General features: G+C 36.5%; 24 protein-coding genes. All 24 read right to left on the reverse strand.

Annotated elements, in window-relative coordinates; genetic code table 11:
* Positions 1 to 87: 87 nt before the first annotated feature.
* A complete protein-coding gene (locus ACJVDK_RS09820) occupies positions 88 to 3,054 on the reverse strand; it encodes a glycoside hydrolase domain-containing protein (protein WP_443936498.1) in 2,967 nt (988 codons plus the stop codon).
* 162 nt (positions 3,055 to 3,216) lie between these two features.
* Entirely contained in the window at positions 3,217 to 3,738 is a 522-nt protein-coding gene (rplQ, locus tag ACJVDK_RS09825) for a 50S ribosomal protein L17 (RefSeq protein ID WP_443936499.1), read from the reverse strand.
* Between the two features lie 99 nt (positions 3,739 to 3,837).
* Entirely contained in the window at positions 3,838 to 4,830 is a 993-nt protein-coding gene (locus ACJVDK_RS09830) for a DNA-directed RNA polymerase subunit alpha (RefSeq protein ID WP_443936500.1), read from the reverse strand.
* 85 nt (positions 4,831 to 4,915) lie between these two features.
* The gene (gene rpsD, locus ACJVDK_RS09835) at positions 4,916 to 5,524 is read right to left on the reverse strand and encodes a 30S ribosomal protein S4 (RefSeq protein ID WP_115402670.1); all 609 of its coding nucleotides are present in this window, start codon (positions 5,522 to 5,524) and stop codon (positions 4,916 to 4,918) included.
* 61 nt (positions 5,525 to 5,585) lie between these two features.
* Positions 5,586 to 5,975 carry a 30S ribosomal protein S11 gene (rpsK, locus tag ACJVDK_RS09840; protein WP_443936501.1) on the reverse strand — a complete coding sequence of 130 codons (390 nt, stop codon included), beginning with the start codon at positions 5,973 to 5,975 and terminating at the stop codon, positions 5,586 to 5,588.
* An 87-nt stretch (positions 5,976 to 6,062) separates the two neighbouring features.
* Positions 6,063 to 6,440 (reverse strand): 30S ribosomal protein S13, encoded by a 378-nt coding sequence (gene rpsM, locus ACJVDK_RS09845; protein WP_010599886.1) that lies wholly within the window; start codon positions 6,438 to 6,440, stop codon positions 6,063 to 6,065.
* A 69-nt stretch (positions 6,441 to 6,509) separates the two neighbouring features.
* Complete coding sequence (gene rpmJ / locus ACJVDK_RS09850) at positions 6,510 to 6,626, reverse strand: 50S ribosomal protein L36 (protein ID WP_107214554.1); 117 nt, start codon at positions 6,624 to 6,626, stop codon at positions 6,510 to 6,512.
* 1 nt (position 6,627) lies between these two features.
* Complete coding sequence (gene infA, locus ACJVDK_RS09855) at positions 6,628 to 6,846, reverse strand: translation initiation factor IF-1 (protein ID WP_010599888.1); 219 nt, start codon at positions 6,844 to 6,846, stop codon at positions 6,628 to 6,630.
* Between the two features lie 71 nt (positions 6,847 to 6,917).
* A complete protein-coding gene (gene map, locus ACJVDK_RS09860) occupies positions 6,918 to 7,703 on the reverse strand; it encodes a type I methionyl aminopeptidase (RefSeq protein ID WP_443936502.1) in 786 nt (261 codons plus the stop codon).
* 82 nt (positions 7,704 to 7,785) lie between these two features.
* The gene (gene secY, locus ACJVDK_RS09865) at positions 7,786 to 9,135 is read right to left on the reverse strand and encodes a preprotein translocase subunit SecY (protein WP_443936503.1); all 1,350 of its coding nucleotides are present in this window, start codon (positions 9,133 to 9,135) and stop codon (positions 7,786 to 7,788) included.
* A gap of 7 nt (positions 9,136 to 9,142) precedes the next feature.
* Positions 9,143 to 9,589, reverse strand: coding sequence for a 50S ribosomal protein L15 (rplO, locus tag ACJVDK_RS09870; RefSeq protein ID WP_443936504.1), 447 nt, complete (start codon positions 9,587 to 9,589; stop codon positions 9,143 to 9,145).
* Positions 9,590 to 9,693: 104 nt separating this feature from the next.
* Positions 9,694 to 9,873 carry a 50S ribosomal protein L30 gene (gene rpmD, locus ACJVDK_RS09875; protein ID WP_443936505.1) on the reverse strand — a complete coding sequence of 60 codons (180 nt, stop codon included), beginning with the start codon at positions 9,871 to 9,873 and terminating at the stop codon, positions 9,694 to 9,696.
* A gap of 4 nt (positions 9,874 to 9,877) precedes the next feature.
* The gene (gene rpsE, locus ACJVDK_RS09880) at positions 9,878 to 10,396 is read right to left on the reverse strand and encodes a 30S ribosomal protein S5 (RefSeq protein ID WP_443936506.1); all 519 of its coding nucleotides are present in this window, start codon (positions 10,394 to 10,396) and stop codon (positions 9,878 to 9,880) included.
* A 17-nt stretch (positions 10,397 to 10,413) separates the two neighbouring features.
* Positions 10,414 to 10,767, reverse strand: a complete 354-nt coding sequence (rplR, locus tag ACJVDK_RS09885; protein WP_443936507.1) for a 50S ribosomal protein L18 — start codon at positions 10,765 to 10,767, stop codon at positions 10,414 to 10,416.
* Positions 10,768 to 10,772: 5 nt separating this feature from the next.
* Positions 10,773 to 11,330 (reverse strand): 50S ribosomal protein L6, encoded by a 558-nt coding sequence (gene rplF / locus ACJVDK_RS09890; RefSeq protein ID WP_443936508.1) that lies wholly within the window; start codon positions 11,328 to 11,330, stop codon positions 10,773 to 10,775.
* Positions 11,331 to 11,349: 19 nt separating this feature from the next.
* On the reverse strand, positions 11,350 to 11,748 hold the full coding sequence (gene rpsH / locus ACJVDK_RS09895; RefSeq protein ID WP_010599896.1) for a 30S ribosomal protein S8: 399 nt from the start codon (positions 11,746 to 11,748) through the stop codon (positions 11,350 to 11,352).
* 142 nt (positions 11,749 to 11,890) lie between these two features.
* On the reverse strand, positions 11,891 to 12,160 hold the full coding sequence (rpsN, locus tag ACJVDK_RS09900) for a 30S ribosomal protein S14 (protein WP_183768023.1): 270 nt from the start codon (positions 12,158 to 12,160) through the stop codon (positions 11,891 to 11,893).
* On the reverse strand, positions 12,160 to 12,726 hold the full coding sequence (gene rplE, locus ACJVDK_RS09905) for a 50S ribosomal protein L5 (protein WP_443940045.1): 567 nt from the start codon (positions 12,724 to 12,726) through the stop codon (positions 12,160 to 12,162). The genes rpsN and rplE overlap by 1 nt, the downstream gene beginning before the upstream one ends.
* The gene (gene rplX / locus ACJVDK_RS09910; protein WP_443936509.1) at positions 12,723 to 13,064 is read right to left on the reverse strand and encodes a 50S ribosomal protein L24; all 342 of its coding nucleotides are present in this window, start codon (positions 13,062 to 13,064) and stop codon (positions 12,723 to 12,725) included. The genes rplE and rplX overlap by 4 nt, the downstream gene beginning before the upstream one ends.
* Before the next feature lies 1 nt (position 13,065).
* On the reverse strand, positions 13,066 to 13,434 hold the full coding sequence (gene rplN, locus ACJVDK_RS09915) for a 50S ribosomal protein L14 (RefSeq protein WP_010599900.1): 369 nt from the start codon (positions 13,432 to 13,434) through the stop codon (positions 13,066 to 13,068).
* Position 13,435: 1 nt separating this feature from the next.
* Entirely contained in the window at positions 13,436 to 13,690 is a 255-nt protein-coding gene (gene rpsQ, locus ACJVDK_RS09920) for a 30S ribosomal protein S17 (protein ID WP_010599901.1), read from the reverse strand.
* Between the two features lie 13 nt (positions 13,691 to 13,703).
* Positions 13,704 to 13,910: a 50S ribosomal protein L29 gene (gene rpmC / locus ACJVDK_RS09925; protein WP_443936510.1), complete on the reverse strand. Its 207-nt coding sequence runs from the start codon at positions 13,908 to 13,910 to the stop codon at positions 13,704 to 13,706.
* Between the two features lie 74 nt (positions 13,911 to 13,984).
* Positions 13,985 to 14,407: a 50S ribosomal protein L16 gene (gene rplP / locus ACJVDK_RS09930; protein ID WP_010599903.1), complete on the reverse strand. Its 423-nt coding sequence runs from the start codon at positions 14,405 to 14,407 to the stop codon at positions 13,985 to 13,987.
* A 40-nt stretch (positions 14,408 to 14,447) separates the two neighbouring features.
* The gene (gene rpsC / locus ACJVDK_RS09935) at positions 14,448 to 15,245 is read right to left on the reverse strand and encodes a 30S ribosomal protein S3 (protein WP_443936511.1); all 798 of its coding nucleotides are present in this window, start codon (positions 15,243 to 15,245) and stop codon (positions 14,448 to 14,450) included.
* Positions 15,246 to 15,251: the final 6 nt, after the last annotated feature.

Raw genomic sequence — 15,251 nt, forward strand, 5'->3', positions numbered from 1 at the left:
AAGCTAAAATTACCTAAAAATAAAAAAAGGCAGCCCAGCATTGTTAAAAATAAATGCTAATTGGCTGCCTTTTAATTTTCTAAGTAATTATTGTACGATTAACAACAAACCCTTACCCTTTTCAATTCGAATGGCTTGCCCCGTTTGATATGTTCCGGCTTCCTGAAATTTATCAATCGCAGGAGCTGCAATTTTCGCGCTGTTTGCGTTTAAACCCAATTTAGCCCAATCAATGGTTAAATTAACTGCAACATCAGTATCCGCCCAACTGGCTAAAGCAATCATGGCTTTTCCATTTTGCTTATAAACCGTAGCCAATACTTTCGGGTTATCGGTTTTCACCGGACAGCTATCGCTCCAATAACCAATCATACTCGATTTTTTAATACCAAATTCATCCCATACTTTCCACAGCGGTTTTGGATCGCTTTTCGCCGACCATCCTAAACGACTGGTCATTCCGTAAATCATTCCGCGCCAAGGATTCCCATCGTCTTGCAACATTTCGCCCATCAAACCAAAAGGAATGCCGCTTACCTCGGTTAAAAAGAAATCTGGCGAATTCTTTTCATAATCGAAATACTCTCCAAACCACAATCTATTTAAATAGGGAAAATGTTCAAGATATAAAATGGCACTATTATTAAATCCGTCGCTCTTATTGAACTGGTTAGCCGAATGTAAGTCAATAACCCCTGGATGATTATCTTGCGTTAAAACACGTTTAATGCGCTTCATCGTTACCCTATCAAAAGCCACGTCATCTAAATAAACCCCGTCAATACCAACATTTTTCACCAACCAGTTCATACCCTCTACGTAGTAATTGTGCCAACGGTTCATGCCACTATTTACAATAGCAGCGTCTTTAATTTCGGGAACAAACCAAGCCGCAATGTAATTGGTATCAACGTGTTCTTGCAACCAGCTAAAACCTCCACCTTTACCCGGTGAATACACCTCAGTACCTAAACTACGTAAGGCCGGCCATTCGTATGCATGGTTCGATAATTCGCGAACCGTGTTATAGATTTTAACTTTCAAACCCTTGGTATGCGCCTCGTCAATATAGCTTTTCATTTTCTTCCACTCGATAAAAGGATAATTAATCCAAGGGTTAATTTCTGTAGCGTGATGAATATTAACCACTGTTGCCCCTGTGGCTTTAATCGTATCTAAATTGGCGTATTTATGATAAAAGCGATTGTCCCATTGAAAATCAGTATTTATTAAATGAAATGGCGTAATCAGCATATTAAAATTATAAAACAACACATCGCCTTTTTTCATACTTCTAGCGCCGGTAAAATTATCGGCCAACATAGAGCTGCCTTTAATATTGATTTGAATGCCGCCTTTATTTTCATTGCCCCAAGAAGTTGGTAACAACAATGGTTTTTGTAAATAAAAATTTGTGTTCAATGGACGAACATAATTTTCGTCGCGCAAATTATAATACAACCCGGCATTTACATTTCCAATCCAAACAGCATCTTGATTTTTATTGGCAACATCCCATTTCCATTTAACCGTATCTGGCCTCAATCCGCCCTTTTCACCTAATCCCATTAAATATTTGGTTGATGTTTTCTCAAAAGGGATGTGAAAATTCACATTGCTGAACGTTACATCGTTTAAAGCGGTAACTTTTACTCTATAATGCACATAGCCATCAAACTCCAGAGAACCCTCTACATCCATTTTAATATTGGTAGAGGTATTGATGGCCGACCATTTAACCGTTCCAGCCTCTTTGCTTAAAATTTTAAAATCACTCGCTACAAATTTTTCTTGTGTTTTTGGCGTATTGTAAAAGTGAAAATGCATCGGTTCTGCCAATAAATTGTTAGGTTTATCGGTATACCCTGTCATTTCCGAATTAAAATACGTTTGCATTTGTTTAGGAAAGCCATCGTTATTGATCTCGAATTTTCTTCCTAAAAGAGAAACTACATTTCCTTCTACCTTTAGCGGAGTATAAGGTGCCACCACTGCATTCTCCTGCGCCAATGTAGAATTTAACCAGGTTAAACGCGTTTGTTTTTCAGGTTGCCCAACGCCGGCATCGTTTAACACAGTATTGGTAACAGTCAATTTTACTGCAATCAATTTTGATACACCATTCGCTTTTACTACAAAATTCCCGGTATACGTACCTGCTGTTGTGGTTTTAGGTACATTTACTGTCATCCACATTGGTTGAACCGCGCCATTTGATACATTCACCACTTGGGAAAGTGGCTTATTATCGTAACTTGTACCTGTAGTGTTTAGGCAATTGATATACTTGGCCTCAATCTTTTTTCCACTTGCACTTTTTAGGTCACCAAAAGAAACTTGCAAATTTTTAAGGTCTTGTAAAGCTACTACACCTAACTGAAATGCATAATTTTCACCACGATTACTGGTGCCGGTAAAGGAACTTGAAGGGCCTTTTTGAATCCAACGAAAAGGCAAATCGTTTTGCATTTTTATGGGATACATCCGATCTTCTGGAAAAACAATAAAGGCCTGTTTTTTATTGCTGGATTTTAAAGCTGCTGTTTCTTTCGCTGTAGCGATAACTTCCATTGGATAAAACGAATTGAAAGCATCTATCGATTGAATTTCGACCAGATTTGCATTGATCCTTACATTACGAACGTTAGTTACCCATGCTTGATCAACTGGAAGCGGTGTTAAGTAAACACCCTTCGGATAATTACTGCGTCCTTCATTTTTGTAGGGTAAGTAATAAACATAATAGGTACCAGAGGTTTTAGATTCAAAATACACATCGCCACTTTCCCGAGTAATATTCAAGGCAGCAGATTTAACCGTTACTCCCTGCGCATTTTGTACAATTATCCTTTTTAATTCAGGATGTTTATCGCGACGACGCCAATCAATTTTAACATGTGCGATTGCATTTGAAATAGCTGTATTTACGCGCGCGCGGTGATTACCTAGCGAATCGGCATTCCAGCTATTTTTACCATCGCTGTATTTAATGGTTTGAGCATTTGCACACAGTTGCGCTACAAATGTAATAAGCACAAGAAACTTAAATTTCATTTTGGATTAGTTTGCAGCTAATTTAAAAATCAAAAAGCGGAAATATGCCATGTAATGAAAAAATGAAGCAAACGTTTGTGTAAGGCAAATAGAAAAATAAAGGCACAAAAAAAAGTCCTGATCTTTCGAACAGGACTTTTTTGAATCTTAAGTTGAATAAAATTATTCGCCTTTTGCTTCTTCGGTTGCAGGAGCTTCTTCAGCAGGAGCAACTTCTTCAGTAGCAGTTTCAGCTTTAGCTTCTGCAGGTTTAGCAGCAGCTTTGCTTTTACCACGACGAGTAGTTTTCTTCTCTTCTTTAGCTTCTACAGTTTTACCGTAAACTTCGTTATAATCTACCAATTCAATTAAAGCCATCTCAGCATTATCACCTTGACGATTGTTTAATTTAATGATACGAGTGTAACCACCAGGACGGTTAGCAACTTTCTCAGCTATCTCGCGGAACAAGATTGTTACAACTTCTTTATCTTGCAAGTAAGAAAATACAGTACGACGTGAGTGAGTAGTATCATTTTTTGATTTTGTGATAATAGGCTCAACATACGTACGTAAAGCTTTAGCTTTTGCTAAAGTTGTAGTAATTCTTTTTGCTTTGATAAGTGAAGAAGCCATGTTTGCTAACATCGCTTTTCTGTGGCTGTCAGTTCTACCTAAGTGATTAACTTTTTTACCGTGTCTCATTGTTTTGTAATTAAGTGTATACCGTCTCTAATCTGAGGGAATTATACACTGTGAAAAATTATTTAATTTTTCTAAGTCCCCTTTCGGGGATTTAGTATCTTATTCTTCGTCTAATTTAAATTTAGACAGGTTCATACCAAATGATAAACCTTTAGATTTTACTAATTCTTGAATCTCTGTTAAAGATTTTTTACCGAAGTTTCTGAATTTCAACATATCAGCAACATCGTAAGAAACTAAATCAGCAAGTGTACGAATATCAGCAGCTTTTAAGCAGTTTAATGCTCTAACTGAAAGATCCATATCTACTAATTCCGTTTTAAGGATTTTACGCATGTGTAAAATTTCCTCATCTACTTCTTTCGTTTCTTCTTTAGCTTGTGATTCTAACACTAAGTTCTCTTCTGAGAATAACATAAAGTGTTGGATAAGAATCTTAGCCGCCTCTTTCAATGCTTCTTCTGGATGAATTGAACCATCAGTAGAAATGTCTAATACCAATTTCTCATAATCCGTTTTTTGTTCAACACGGAAGTTTTCGATGGTATATTTAACATTTTTCATTGGTGTGTAGATCGAATCGATAGCGATAACACCTACAACAGCATCAGCAACTTTATTTTCTTCAGCTGGAACATAACCACGTCCTTTATTGATGGTTAATTCTACTTCTAAAGTAACAGATTTATCCATGTTACAAATTACATGCTCAGGATTTAATACTGTAAAGTTGTTAGAGAATTTAGTGATATCACCCGCTTTAAATTGATCTTGACCATTAACGATGATGAACACTTTCTCAGCATCGCCTGAATCGCCAGTTTTCTTAAAACGAACTTGTTTCAAATTTAAGATGATATCAGTTAAATCTTCTACAACACCTTTGATGGTAGAAAACTCATGCGAAACGCCTGAAAAACGAATAGTAGTAATAGCATAACCTTCTAAAGAAGAAAGTAAAATTCTTCTTAGGGCATTACCAATTGTTACACCGAAACCGGGCTCTAAAGGACGAAATTCAAATGTGCCATCGAAATCAGTAGATTTCTGCATGATCACTTTGTCTGGTTTCTGAAACGCTAAAATTGCCATTTATTATTTTTTAAATTCGTTAGTGAATATAGAGTAATATGAAAAAAGTTAATTACCCTTGCGAGGTAATTAACTATATTATTTATTACTTAGAGTATAACTCGATGATTAAGTTTTCCTTAATGTTTTCAGGAATCTCGTCGCGTTGAGGGTAAGTTAAGAACTTTCCTGTTAATTCGCTAGCATTCCACTCTAACCAAGCAAATTTATTAATTGTTCTGCCTGCAACAGAGTTTGTGATCGACTCTAATGATTTAGATTTTTCACGAACCGCAACCACATCACCAGCTTTTAACTGATATGAAGGGATATTTACAACTTCACCATTCACAGTTACGTGTTTATGGCTAACTAACTGGCGTGCACCTGAACGGGTTGTTGCAATACCTAAACGGTATACGGTGTTATCTAAACGTGCTTCTAATAACTGTAATAAGTTATCACCGGTAATTCCGGCACGTGAAGATGCTTTTTTAAACAAATTACTGAATTGCTTTTCTAATACACCATAGGTATATTTTACTTTTTGTTTCTCCATTAACTGGATAGCATACTCAGATTGTTTTCCTCTTCTTTTTGAAACGCCGTGTTGGCCAGGAGGATAGTTTTTTCTGTCTAACACTTTATCAGGACCGAAAATTGGTTCTCTGAATTTACGTGCGATTTTTGATTTTGGGCCTGTATATCTTGCCATTTTTTTCTTTTTTTAAAGTATCATTCAGTCTGTAACTGAAGATTCTTAGCTTTAAAATTAATTAAACTCTTCTCTTTTTAGGAGGACGACATCCGTTGTGAGGAAGTGGTGTAATATCTTTAATTGATGTTACTTCCAATCCTGCTACTTGTAAAGTTCTGATTGCAGATTCACGACCTGAACCCGGACCTTTTACAAATACATCAACTTTACGTAAACCTAAATCAAATGCAACTTTACCGCAATCTGAAGCTGCTTGACCAGCTGCATACGGAGTGTTCTTTTTAGAACCTTTAAAGCCCATTTTACCAGCAGACGACCATGAAATAGTTTGACCGTTGTTGTTGGTTAAGGTAACGATAATGTTGTTGAAAGTAGCATTGATATGAGCTTGACCAACAGGCTCAATTACAACGATACGTTTTTTTGTTACTTTTTTACTTTTAGCCATTTTCTTATTTATCGATTTTTGATTTACGTGATTAGCTCTAAGAACCAATCAACGTAATTCGTAAATCTAACATCCAAAATCTACCGATTATTTAGTAGCTTTTTTCTTGTTAGCAACTGTTTTTCTCTTACCCTTACGAGTACGTGAGTTATTTTTTGTACGTTGACCACGAGAAGGTAAACCTTTTCTGTGACGTAAACCACGGTAACAACCAATATCCATTAAACGTTTGATGTTTAATTGAACCTCTGAGCGTAAAGCACCTTCTACTTTAATCTCATCGTTGATCATTGTACGGATTGCAGATAATTCGTCATCTGACCAATCTTGTACTTTTTTGTTTAAATCGATACCTGCTGTCGTTAAGATACGTTGTGCAGTTGTTCTACCTATTCCGTAGATATAGGTTAAACCGATTTCTCCTCTTTTGTTTCTTGGTAAATCAATACCTGAAATCCTTGCCATATTTATATTTTATTTGCGTAATTCCGAACGGCGGGCCACCGTTGTACGGTACATTACTCTTTTTTCTAATTACCCTTGACGTTGCTTATACTTTGGATTTTTCTTGTTGATAACGTAAAGTTTACCTTTACGGCGAATAACCTTGCAATCAGCGCTACGTTTTTTAATTGATGATCTAACTTTCATTTTATTTATATCTATAAGTGATGCGTCCTTTTGTTAAATCATAGGGAGACATCTCTAATTTTACTTTATCCCCAGGAAGAATTTTGATGTAATGCATCCGCATCTTTCCTGAAATATGTGCAATAATCTCGTGTCCGTTTTCGAGTTCAACTCTAAACATCGCATTCGATAATGCTTCTCTTATTACTCCGTCTTGCTCAATTGAGGCTTGTTTAGCCATATTTTATTGATTGTTACTTAATTAGCTGCTTCTAAACAGGGACGCAAAATTAAATAAAATTTTTTAATTATTTATTTTTTTTCTTGTAAAACTTTTTCTATATCTGAAAACGTCGATAAAACATCTGCTTTACCCCTTTTTATTGCTACTGTATGTTCAAAATGTGCAGAAGGCTTATTGTCTTTACTGGTTACCGTCCATCCATCCTTATGAAATTTAATACCGGCTACTCCTGCATTTATCATCGGCTCAATTGCTATGACCATTCCTTCTTCAAGCTTTGGTCCGCTGCCGCGCTTACCATAATTTGCAATTTCAGGCTTCTCATGAAGTTGAACACCAACTCCATGTCCCACAAGTTCTCGTACTACTCCAAAACCATTTGCTTCAGCATATTCTTGAACGGCATAACCAATATCGCCGGTACGCATACCCACGATAGCCTTTTCAATCCCTAGCTCCAAACAACGTTTTGTAACATCAACCAACTTTTGTTTCTCTGAATCAACTTCTCCAATTGAAAAAGTATATGCAGAATCGCCAAAATAATTGTTTTTTATTACGCCACAATCAACGGAAATTAAATCCCCCTCTTGAATTACATACTCACTCGGAAATCCGTGAACAACTTGTTCATTTGGTGAAATGCATAATGAATAAGGGAAGCCGTTATAGTTTAAAAACGCTGGTATTGCACCATTGTCGTGTATAAACTCATATGCTAATTTATCCAATTGTAAGGTGGTAATTCCTGATTTGATAACTTTCGCTACTTCTGCTAAGGTTTTCGAAACAAGCAAAGAACTTTCTCTTATTAACTCGATCTCTTCAAGAGACTTGTAATAAATTTTAGACATTCAATATTCATTCTGAATTTTAAAAATGAATGAGCGAATAGAAAAATCTATTCCCTCATTCAATCTTTCATTCAATCATTTTTTACAATGCTGCATCGCTGCTAGCAGGAATACCCGCTCTACCTGATACTCTTCCGGTTTTCATCAAACCATCGTAGTGACGCATTAATAGGTAACTTTCGATTTGTTGTAATGTATCTAAAACTACACCTACTAAAATTAATAACGAGGTACCTCCAAAGAAATGTGCAAATTCTTGTTTAATGCCAAACTTCACAGCAATCGAAGGTAAAATAGCAATGATTGCTAAAAATATCGCACCTGGAAAAGTGATTTTTGAAATTACATCATCAATAAAACTTGATGTTGCAATACCTGGCTTAACACCCGGAATAAAACCACCATTTTTCTTCATATCGTCACTCATTTGAGTTGGATTTACTGTGATAGCAGTATAGAAGAAAGTAAATGCAATAATTAAAATAGCAAACGTTAGGCTATATGCCAACGAGGTTGTGTTTTGAAATTGACTTAAAAATGAACCCGATAATGAAGGGAAAAACGACATTAAAGCGCCCGGAATAAACATTAAGGCCTGCGCAAAGATAATTGGCATTACACCAGCAGCATTTACCTTTAACGGGATGTACTGACGAACACCTCCGAATTGGCGATTACCAACGATTTTCTTCGCATATTGTACAGGCACTTTACGTACACCTTGAACAATTAAAATAGTAAACATTACTACTGCAAACAAAGCAACAATTTCCATAACCAATGCAACCGGACCGCCGCCTTCGCTAGCAGAACCTACACGTGCACTGATTTCTTGTTGTAATGCTATTGGCAAGCGCGCAATAATCCCTACCATAATGATTAGTGAAGTACCATTTCCAATACCTTTATCTGTGATTTTTTCACCTAACCACATTACAAATAAAGTACCAGCAGTTAATACAATTACTGATAAAGTATAAAATAATGTAAGAGATGGAATTAAAACAGCGGCTGGATGTGGATCCACAATTTGAGTTTTAACATAACCTACTGATTGAACGATTGTAATAGCAACCGTTAAATAGCGGGTAATCTGGTTCATTTTTTTTCTACCACTTTCGCCTTCCTTTTGCATTTTTTGGAAAGAAGGAACAGCAATACCCAATAGTTGCACCACAATCGATGCTGAGATATAAGGCATTACCCCTAAAGCTAAAATCGATACACGTGAAAAAGAACCTCCGGCAAACATATCTAATAAGCCTAAAAGTCCTGATTTCGAGTTATCCCCTAAAGCATTTGGATCTACACCTGGCAAAACCACGTGTGATACGAAACGGTATACCAAAAGAATTAAGAGCGTAAACAAAATACGCTCTTTTAGTTCTTCAATTTTCCAGATATTACTTAAAGTAGTAAATAGCTTCTTCATTTAATAATTACAATTTTACAATTGAACCACCTGCAGCTTCAATAGCTTTTTGAGCGGTTGCAGAGAACGCATGTGCTGATACAGTTACTTTAGCTTTAACTTCGCCACGACCTAAAATTTTCACTAAGTCATTTTTAGAAGCTAAACCATGTTTTTGCAAGGTAGCAAAATCTATTGTATCTAAGCTAAATTTTTCAGCTAAACCTTGTAAAACATCTAAATTCACACCAACATATTCAGTACGATTGATTGGTTTGAAACCAACTTTAGGCACACGACGTTGCAAAGGCATTTGACCACCTTCGAAACCCACTTTTGTTGAGTGACCAGAACGTGAACCAGCACCTTTGTGACCACGAGTTGATGTTCCACCACGGCCTGAACCAGTACCACGGCCAATTCTCTTACTGTTTTTTGTTGAACCTTTTGCAGGTTTTAAATTACTTAAATTCATCTTTTTGAATTTGTGTTGCCCTTCGCTTTCACTAAACAGGTACAACGATTAAACATAATTAAAGGTAGTACCAGCAAAATGCCCATACTACCTTCAAATAATTATTATATAGCTTCTACAGCTACTAAATGATTTACTTTACGTACCATTCCAATAATTGCTGGAGTGGCTTCAACCTCAACACTTTGGTTAATTTTAGATAAACCTAAAGCTTGAACGGTTCTTTTTTGGCGCTCGCTTCTGTCGATAACGCTTTTGATTTGTGTTATTTTGATCTTAGCCATGATATTATCCGTTAAATACTTTATTTAAATCTATACCACGGGTTTGAGCTACTGTATACGCATCACGCATTTTAGTTAATGCATCAACAGTTGCTTTTACCACGTTGTGTGGGTTCGAAGAACCTTTAGATTTTGCTAATACGTTATGAACGCCAGCACTTTCTAATACGGCACGCATTGCACCACCTGCAATTACTCCGGTACCTACTGCTGCTGGTTTAATTAAAACAAAACCACCTGAGAATTTACCGATTTGCTCGTGAGGAACAGTACCGTTTAAAATTGGAACTTTTACCAAGTTCTTTTTAGCATCATCCACACCTTTTGCAATTGCTTCAGTTACTTCTTTCGCTTTACCTAAACCGTAACCAACAACACCGTTTTCATCACCTACTACAACGATTGCAGAGAAGCTGAAAGTACGGCCACCTTTAGTTACTTTGGCAACACGTTGTATACTAACCAAACGATCTTTTAATTCGATCTCGGTAGTTTTTACTCTTTTTATATTGATAGTTGACATCTTACTTTTTCTTCAGATTAAAATACTAAACCAGCTTCGCGGGCACCCTCTGCCAACGATTTAACACGTCCGTGGTATAAGTAGCCATTTCTATCGAAAACAACTTCTTTAACACCAGCAGCAATTGCTTTTTCAGCAACTAATTTACCTACTGCAACTGATTGGTCGCTTTTGTTTCCTGAACCAGCAAAATCTTTCGATAATGATGATGCTGAAACAATTGTTGTACCGGTAATATCGTTAATTATCTGAGCATAAATACCTTTATTGCTTCTATATACAGATAACCTTGGACGTTCTTCCGAACCGGTAATTCTTTTTCTGATCCCTTTTTTAATACGATCTCTTCTTGATAATTTTTTACCTGCCATGATTACTATTTTTTAGATGCTGATTTACCTGCTTTTCTTCTTAACACTTCACCTACAAACTTGATACCTTTACCTTTGTATGGTTCTGGTGCACGTAACGAACGGATTTTCGCTGCTACTTGTCCAATCAATTGTTTGTCGATACTCTCTAAAACAATTTTAGGAGTCTGTCCTTTTTCTGAAGATGTTGTTACTTTAATCTCTTCTGGCAATTGGAATACATAGTGGTGAGAATAACCCAAAACTAAGTCTAATGTATTACCGGTGTTTGTAGCACGGTAACCAACACCTACTAATTCTTGTGTTAATTTATAACCTTCTGTAACACCTACAACCATGTTGTTAAGCAACGAACGGTATAAACCGTGTAATGCTTTGTGTCTTTTTTGATCTGATGGACGAACTACTGTAAGTACACCGTCTTCTTGTTTAACAGTGATATCTGAATCTACTGCTTGAGTTAATTCACCTTTAGGTCCTTTTACAGTTACTACATTATCGTTTGATACAGTAATTGTAACACCTGCAGGGATTGTAATTGGGGCTTTTCCTATTCTTGACATTGCGTTGTTCTCCTAATTATTAATAAACGTGACACAATACCTCACCACCAATGTTTAATTTGGCTGCTTCTTTATCAGTCATTACACCTTTAGAAGTAGATAAGATTGCGATACCTAAACCGTTTAATACTCTTGGCATATTTTCAACACCAGCATAGTTTCTCAAACCTGGTTTACTTACTCGCACTAATGTACGAATAGCAGGAACTTTAGTAATTGGATTGTACTTCAAAGCAATTTTAATGGTGCCTTGAACAGTAGTATCTTCAAACTTATAGTTCGCGATGTAACCTTTATCAAAAAGTACTTTTGTAATTTCCTTTTTAAGGTTTGATGCAGGAATTTCTACAACTCTGTGGTTGGCCTTAATGGCATTCCTTACTCTTGTTAAATAATCTGCTATTGGATCTGTATTCATTTTTTATTGTTTTTGGTAGTGGTTTCCTTCTGCTACCCAGCTGTGGGACCTGCTACCGGTTAATATTCTTTTTAAGTTATATGTAATAAGTTATAAGTCGTAAGTAGTACTTACAACCTATAACTTAAAACTTTAAACTATCTTACCAAGATGCTTTTTTAACACCTGGGATTTTACCGTCTAACGCCATTTCGCGGAATGTTACCCTCGAGATACCGAAAGTACGCATATAACCACGTGGACGACCAGTTAATTTACAACGGTTGTGTAAACGTACCGGAGAAGAATTTTTAGGTAATTTATCTAAACCTTCATAATCTCCTGCAGCTTTTAATGCTGCACGTTTTTCAGCGTATCTAGCTACCAATTTTTGGCGCTTAACTTCGCGTGCTTTTACACCTTCTTTTGCCATTATTCTGCTGTTTTTTGATTTTTAAATGGTAATCCGAATTGCTTTAATAACTCTAACGCTTCTACATCAGAAGTTGCCGAAGTTACGAAAGTTATATCCATACCTAAAATTTTATTGATTTTATCGATATTAATCTCTGGGAAGATGATTTGCTCTGTTACACCTAATGTGTAATTTCCTTTACCATCAAATCCTTTATCATTAATACCTTTGAAATCACGAATACGTGGCAAAGCTACAGAAATTAAACGATCTAAGAACTCATACATGTTATTATCACGTAATGTAACACGTACACCTACTGGCATACCTTTACGTAATTTAAAGTTAGAGATATCTTTTTTCGATTGAGCTGCTACTGCTTGTTGACCAGTAATAGTGGTTAACTCAGCAATTGTAGTATCAACAATTTTCTTATCTGTAACTGAAAAACGTCCAACACCTTGATTGATACAGATTTTTTCCAATTTAGGAACCTGCATAATCGTTTTATATTGGAATTTTTCTTTCATTGCATTTACAACTTCCTCTTTGTATTTGCTTTTTAATCTAGGTGTAGCCATTATTTAATCTCCTCTCCTGAAATTTTAGCAACTCTAACCAATTTACCTTCTGCATTAAGCTTACGGCCAACGCGGGTAGTTTTACCAGATTTTGGATCAACCAACATCAAGTTAGAAATGTGAAGAGCAGCTTCTTTTTTAATAATACCACCGTTAGGATTAGCAGCGTTAGGCTTAGTATGTTTAGATACTAAATTCACACCCTCTACAATGGCTCTGTTTTTATCTTTTTGTACTTCAAGTACTTTACCTTGTTGACCTTTTGAATCGCCAGCAATGATTTTAACTAAATCTCCTTTACGGATTTTTAATTTTGATGGTGTATTTACTTTGTTTCCCATTTTATAATACCTCCGGTGCTAATGATACAATTTTCATGAATTGTTTTTCACGTAATTCTCTCGCAACCGGGCCAAAGATACGTGTACCTCTTGGCTCATCCTGTGCGTTCAATAATACAGCAGCATTATCGTCAAAACGAATATAAGAACCGTCTTTACGTCTGATCTCTTTTTTTGTTCTTACAACAACTGCTTTTGAAACTGTACCTTTTTTAATATTACCTGACGGTAATGCGCTTTTTACGGTAACAACTACTTTATCACCAATTGAAGCATAACGCTTGCCGGTACCACCTAGCACGCGAATTACTAATACTTCTTTTGCGCCGCTGTTATCAGCAACGTTTAATCTCGATTCCTGTTGTACCATCTTATTTAGCTCTTTCTAAAATTTGTACCAATCTCCAGTTCTTGTTCTTACTCAACGGACGAGTTTCCATGATTAATACTGTATCACCGATACCGCATTCGTTTTTCTCGTCGTGAGCCATAAATTTGGTAGTTTTCTTAACGAATTTACCATAAATTGGGTGCTTCACTTTACGCTCTACGCTCACCACAACAGATTTATCCATCTTGTTGCTTACCACTAACCCAGTTCTTGTTTTTCTTAATTGTCTTTCCATTTCGACTCTCAAATTAATTAGTTGCTGACTCAGCGTTTTTCACTTTAGTCAGTTCAGTGTTTAAACGGGCTATGTCTTTCCTTACTTTTGCAATTCGTGAAGGATTCTCGATAGCTGAAATGGTGTGAGCAAACTTTAACTTTGATAAGTTCTCTTTTTCTTCCGCAATCTTAGCTACTAATTCTTCTTTTGAAAGCCCTTTGATTTCTGAATTTTTCATTTTCTGTTTTCTTTTATGGCTGAGTGTAGCGGTTATAAAAATTAAGCATTTACAACATTCATCTCAGCTCTTTTTTATGCTTCTACGTAATCTCTACGTACTACAAATTTTGTTTGAATTGGTAATTTCTGAGCAGCTAAGCGTAATGCTTCTTTAGCAACTTCTAAAGGCACACCTTCAGCTTCGAAAATTACACGTCCAGGTCTTACTACTGCAACCCAGTATTCAGGAGCACCCTTACCTTTACCCATACGTACTTCGGCAGGTTTTTTAGTTACCGGTTTGTCTGGGAAGATTCTGATCCATACTTGGCCTTCACGTTTCATGAAACGTGTTACCGCGATACGGGCAGCCTCTATTTGGCGACTTGTAATCCAAGTTGCTTCTAAAGATTTGATACCGAAAGATCCGAATGCTAACTCAGCTCCACGAGAAGCTAAACCTTTCATTCTGCCTTTTTGCATCTTCCTGAACTTCGTTCTTTTTGGCTGTAACATTTTATTTTGTTCTAATCGTTAAACGATGTTAATAAATCAATTATTTACGAGGACCTCTGTTAGCGCCTGCGCCACCACCTCTGTTTGCACCACCACGGTTTCCACCACGTCTGTCGTTTCCACCACGGTTATCTCTTCCACCAAATGCTGGTTTTTCTGATTGGCCTTTAGGACCGTTATTTGTTGCACCAATGTTTGGAGACAAATCACGTTTTCCATAAACCTCACCTTTACAGATCCATACTTTAATACCAATTTTACCATAAGTAGTTAAAGCTTCTGCTAAAGCGTAATCAATATCAGCACGTAAAGTATGTAAAGGCACTCTTCCTTCTTTATATTGCTCAGTACGCGCCATCTCAGCACCACCTAAACGACCAGAAGTCATGATTTTAATACCTTCAGCACCCATACGCATAGTAGATGCGATAGAAGATTTCATTGCTCTACGGAATGAGATCCTTGCTTCTAATTGTTTTGCAACACCTTCTGCAACTAATTGTGCATCTAGTTCTGGGCGTTTAATTTCGAAGATGTTAATTTGAATTTCCTTTTTAGTCAATTTCTTTAACTCTTCTTTAATTTTATCAACCTCAGCACCTGCTTTACCGATTACAATACCTGGACGAGCTGTGTGGATTGTTACCGTGATACGTTTTAACGTACGCTCGATAACTACTTTTGCAACACCGCCTTTTGCAATACGTGCAGAAAGGTATTTTCTGATTTTCTCATCTTCAACTAATTTATCGGAGTAGTTGTTGCCACCGAACCAGTTAGAGTCCCATCCTTTGATGATACCTAACCTGTTACCTATTGGATTTGCTTTTTGTCCCATTTCCTA

The sequence above is a fragment of the Pedobacter paludisoli genome, from assembly GCF_052344095.1.
GTDB lineage: Bacteria > Bacteroidota > Bacteroidia > Sphingobacteriales > Sphingobacteriaceae > Pedobacter.

What these genes read in the sequence shown, in the direction of transcription:
- rplO (WP_443936504.1), bottom strand. Translation starts at nt 9,589, where the DNA reads ATGAATTTAAGTAATTTAAAACCTGCAAAAGGTTCAACAAAAAACAGT.
- rpsC (WP_443936511.1), bottom strand. Translation starts at nt 15,245, where the DNA reads ATGGGACAAAAAGCAAATCCAATAGGTAACAGGTTAGGTATCATCAAA.
- rpsQ (WP_010599901.1), bottom strand. Translation starts at nt 13,690, where the DNA reads ATGGAAAGACAATTAAGAAAAACAAGAACTGGGTTAGTGGTAAGCAAC.
- rpsE (WP_443936506.1), bottom strand. Translation starts at nt 10,396, where the DNA reads ATGTCAACTATCAATATAAAAAGAGTAAAAACTACCGAGATCGAATTA.
- rpsK (WP_443936501.1), bottom strand. Translation starts at nt 5,975, where the DNA reads ATGGCTAAAAGTAAAAAAGTAACAAAAAAACGTATCGTTGTAATTGAG.
- rpmJ (WP_107214554.1), bottom strand. Translation starts at nt 6,626, where the DNA reads ATGAAAGTTAGATCATCAATTAAAAAACGTAGCGCTGATTGCAAGGTT.
- rpsN (WP_183768023.1), bottom strand. Translation starts at nt 12,160, where the DNA reads ATGGCAAAAGAAGGTGTAAAAGCACGCGAAGTTAAGCGCCAAAAATTG.
- rplN (WP_010599900.1), bottom strand. Translation starts at nt 13,434, where the DNA reads ATGGTACAACAGGAATCGAGATTAAACGTTGCTGATAACAGCGGCGCA.
- map (WP_443936502.1), bottom strand. Translation starts at nt 7,703, where the DNA reads ATGTCTAAAATTTATTACAAGTCTCTTGAAGAGATCGAGTTAATAAGA.
- ACJVDK_RS09830 (WP_443936500.1), bottom strand. Translation starts at nt 4,830, where the DNA reads ATGGCAATTTTAGCGTTTCAGAAACCAGACAAAGTGATCATGCAGAAA.
- rplF (WP_443936508.1), bottom strand. Translation starts at nt 11,330, where the DNA reads ATGTCAAGAATAGGAAAAGCCCCAATTACAATCCCTGCAGGTGTTACA.
- rpsH (WP_010599896.1), bottom strand. Translation starts at nt 11,748, where the DNA reads ATGAATACAGATCCAATAGCAGATTATTTAACAAGAGTAAGGAATGCC.
- rpsD (WP_115402670.1), bottom strand. Translation starts at nt 5,524, where the DNA reads ATGGCAAGATATACAGGCCCAAAATCAAAAATCGCACGTAAATTCAGA.
- rplQ (WP_443936499.1), bottom strand. Translation starts at nt 3,738, where the DNA reads ATGAGACACGGTAAAAAAGTTAATCACTTAGGTAGAACTGACAGCCAC.
- rpmC (WP_443936510.1), bottom strand. Translation starts at nt 13,910, where the DNA reads ATGAAAAATTCAGAAATCAAAGGGCTTTCAAAAGAAGAATTAGTAGCT.
- rplP (WP_010599903.1), bottom strand. Translation starts at nt 14,407, where the DNA reads ATGTTACAGCCAAAAAGAACGAAGTTCAGGAAGATGCAAAAAGGCAGA.
- rplX (WP_443936509.1), bottom strand. Translation starts at nt 13,064, where the DNA reads ATGGGAAACAAAGTAAATACACCATCAAAATTAAAAATCCGTAAAGGA.
- infA (WP_010599888.1), bottom strand. Translation starts at nt 6,846, where the DNA reads ATGGCTAAACAAGCCTCAATTGAGCAAGACGGAGTAATAAGAGAAGCA.
- secY (WP_443936503.1), bottom strand. Translation starts at nt 9,135, where the DNA reads ATGAAGAAGCTATTTACTACTTTAAGTAATATCTGGAAAATTGAAGAA.
- ACJVDK_RS09820 (WP_443936498.1), bottom strand. Translation starts at nt 3,054, where the DNA reads ATGAAATTTAAGTTTCTTGTGCTTATTACATTTGTAGCGCAACTGTGT.
- rplR (WP_443936507.1), bottom strand. Translation starts at nt 10,767, where the DNA reads ATGGCAGGTAAAAAATTATCAAGAAGAGATCGTATTAAAAAAGGGATC.
- rpsM (WP_010599886.1), bottom strand. Translation starts at nt 6,440, where the DNA reads ATGGCAAGGATTTCAGGTATTGATTTACCAAGAAACAAAAGAGGAGAA.
- rpmD (WP_443936505.1), bottom strand. Translation starts at nt 9,873, where the DNA reads ATGGCTAAGATCAAAATAACACAAATCAAAAGCGTTATCGACAGAAGC.